Genomic DNA, 2,619 nt, shown 5'->3' on the forward strand with positions numbered 1-2,619 from the left:
AGTGTTCTCTAACATTCGCAACTATTTTGAATATTTGTGCTTGAAATAATCTCTCTTTATCCCTATGTTTTGATCATTTTCATCTGTTTATTTGGTAGCCATTTATGATTATAAAAAAACAAGAAACCCGTGGATTTCAATCAGAAGTAAAGCAGTTACTTCATATTATGATTAATTCTCTTTACTCCAATAAAGAAATTTTTGTGCGAGAACTAATTTCTAATGCTTCGGATGCTGCGGATAAATTGCGCTTCCGCGCCCTAGCACAGTCTGATCTATATGAAGGAAATGGTGAACTAAGTGTACGCCTGATCTGTAATAAAGCAAAACGTACCATTACCATTATGGATAATGGCATAGGAATGCGTTATGACGAAGTGATCGATAATTTAGGTACTATTGCTAAATCTGGTACTAAAGCTTTTCTGAAATCTATTGGTACAGACAACATTAAAAATAGTCAGTTAATCGGTCAATTTGGTGTTGGTTTTTATTCGGCATTTATCGTGGCTGAAAAGGTAACAGTACATACCCGGGCAGCAGGGGCTTCTGCTGAGGAAGGAGTTTATTGGGAGTCAACCGGTGAAGGTAACTATATAATCGCTTCTATTAATAGGCCAGAGCGTGGTACGGAAATTACTCTATATTTACGTGAAGGTGAAGATGAATTTCTCGACGACTGGCGAATAAAAAATATTATAGGAAAGTATTCCGATCATATTGCCTTGCCGGTTGAGATAGCAATTAATACTAAAAACAACGAAAAAGAGATCACTTGGGAACAAATTAACAAAGCTCAGGCACTATGGACTCGTAACAAAATAGATATAACTGATGAAGAATATAAAGATTTTTACAAACATCTATCCCATGATTTTCATGACCCACTAAGCTGGAGCCACAATCGCGTTGAAGGCAAGCAAGAGTATACTTGCTTACTGTATGTTCCTGCTAATGCACCATGGAGTCTTTGGAATCGCGATCATAAATATGGTCTGAAACTTTATGTTAAGCGTGTGCTTATTATGGATGATGCAGAATATTTTATTCCTAACTACCTACGCTTCATAAAAGGAATCATAGATTGTAATGATTTGCCGCTTAATATTTCACGAGAAATTCTGCAACATAGCCGAGTAACTCAGGGTTTAAAGAGCGCAATGACTAAACGTGTACTTTCGATACTAGAAAAATTAGCTAAAGACAATAGCGAACAATACCAGTCTTTCTGGCAAAATTTTGGCTTAGTACTAAAAGAAGGGCCAGCGGAAGACCCAGCAAATAGCGAAACTATAGCCAAACTACTTCGTTTTGCTTCTACTTACGGTAATAGTGAAGCGCAAACTGTATCACTTGATGAGTATGTTAGCCGCATGGTAGAAAAGCAGGATAAAATTTACTACATTACCGCTGATAGTTACGCTGCCGCAAAGAGTAGTCCGCATCTAGAATTACTGCAAAAAAAAGGCATCGAAGTGTTATTACTCTTTGATCGCATTGATGGATGGATGATCAATTATTTAACTAAATTTAACGGTAAGTCATTCCAATTAGTAAGTAAAGCTGATCTCACGTTCGATGAACTTGCTGATGAAGATACCCCTGAACAGAAAGATATGGAAAAAGCTTTGAAACCATTTGTAGAGCGGGTGAAAAATTATCTAGGTAATAGAATCAAAGAGGTGCGACTAACATATCGTTTAACCGATACGCCGTCTATTGTAACTATAGATTCTAATGACATGACAACCCATATGGCCAAACTGATCGTTGCAACAGGCCAGAATAAACCAGAAATGAAGTATATCTTTGAGCTAAACCCAGAACATCCATTAGTGAAACGTGTGGTAACTACGGAAGATCAAATTGCCTTCAGCGAATGGATAGAACTACTATTCGATCAAGCTTTATTTGTGGAGTGTGGCACATTAGAAGATCCAAATAAATTTATCCGCCGCCCAAATCAGTTACTAAATACTATACCTAGCTAGGTGCCTATATTAAGCAGTTAGGAAGTCATGTTATCTTGTTTGGGATAGTATAACTTCGATCAAGAGATTAACCTAATGCGTATTATTATCCTGGGTGCTCCTGGCGTTGGTAAAGGCACTCAAGCACAATTTCTGATTACAGAGTATGGAATTCCACATATTTCTACCGGCGCTATGTTGCGCGCCGCCGTTAAGAAGCAATCTACGTTAGGAAAAACCGTAAAAACTATTATCGATGCCGGAAAATTAGTTACTGATCAGCTAGTTATAAAGTTAGTCACAGAACGAATTAGACATAATGATTGCAGTAAAGGATTTTTACTAGATGGTTTTCCTCGTACTATTGCTCAAGCAGAAGCAATAAAAACAGCTGGCATTAAAATAGATGTCGTGCTTCTTTTGACCGTACCTGATACATTACTCATAAATCGTATTATGGGCCGTATGGTTCATGGGCCGTCTGGCCGCATTTATCATGTCAAATTTAATCCACCAAAACAAGAAGGTAAGGATGATGTAACCGGCGAAGCTTTAATAATACGCAAAGATGACCAGGAAGAGACAGTGTATAAGCGTCTGGGGGATGACCACCAGCAAACAAAACCGCTGATAAATTACTACCGTAAAG

The 2,619-nt window shown here is 37.8% G+C and carries 2 protein-coding genes; both read left to right on the plus strand.

Annotation, left to right across the window (positions count from 1 at the left end; genetic code table 11):
• Nucleotides 1-104 precede the first annotated feature (104 nt).
• On the plus strand, nucleotides 105-1,991 hold the full coding sequence (htpG, locus tag CEX73_RS01810; protein ID WP_101626895.1) for a molecular chaperone HtpG: 1,887 nt from the start codon (nucleotides 105-107) through the stop codon (nucleotides 1,989-1,991).
• Nucleotides 1,992-2,066: 75 nt separating this feature from the next.
• Nucleotides 2,067-2,619 (plus strand): adenylate kinase (gene adk / locus CEX73_RS01815; RefSeq protein ID WP_101626896.1); only part of this gene is annotated, 553 nt, incomplete at its 3' end.

It is taken from the genome of Candidatus Palibaumannia cicadellinicola (assembly GCF_002855795.1).
GTDB classification, from domain to species: Bacteria; Pseudomonadota; Gammaproteobacteria; order Enterobacterales; family Enterobacteriaceae; genus Baumannia; species Baumannia cicadellinicola_C.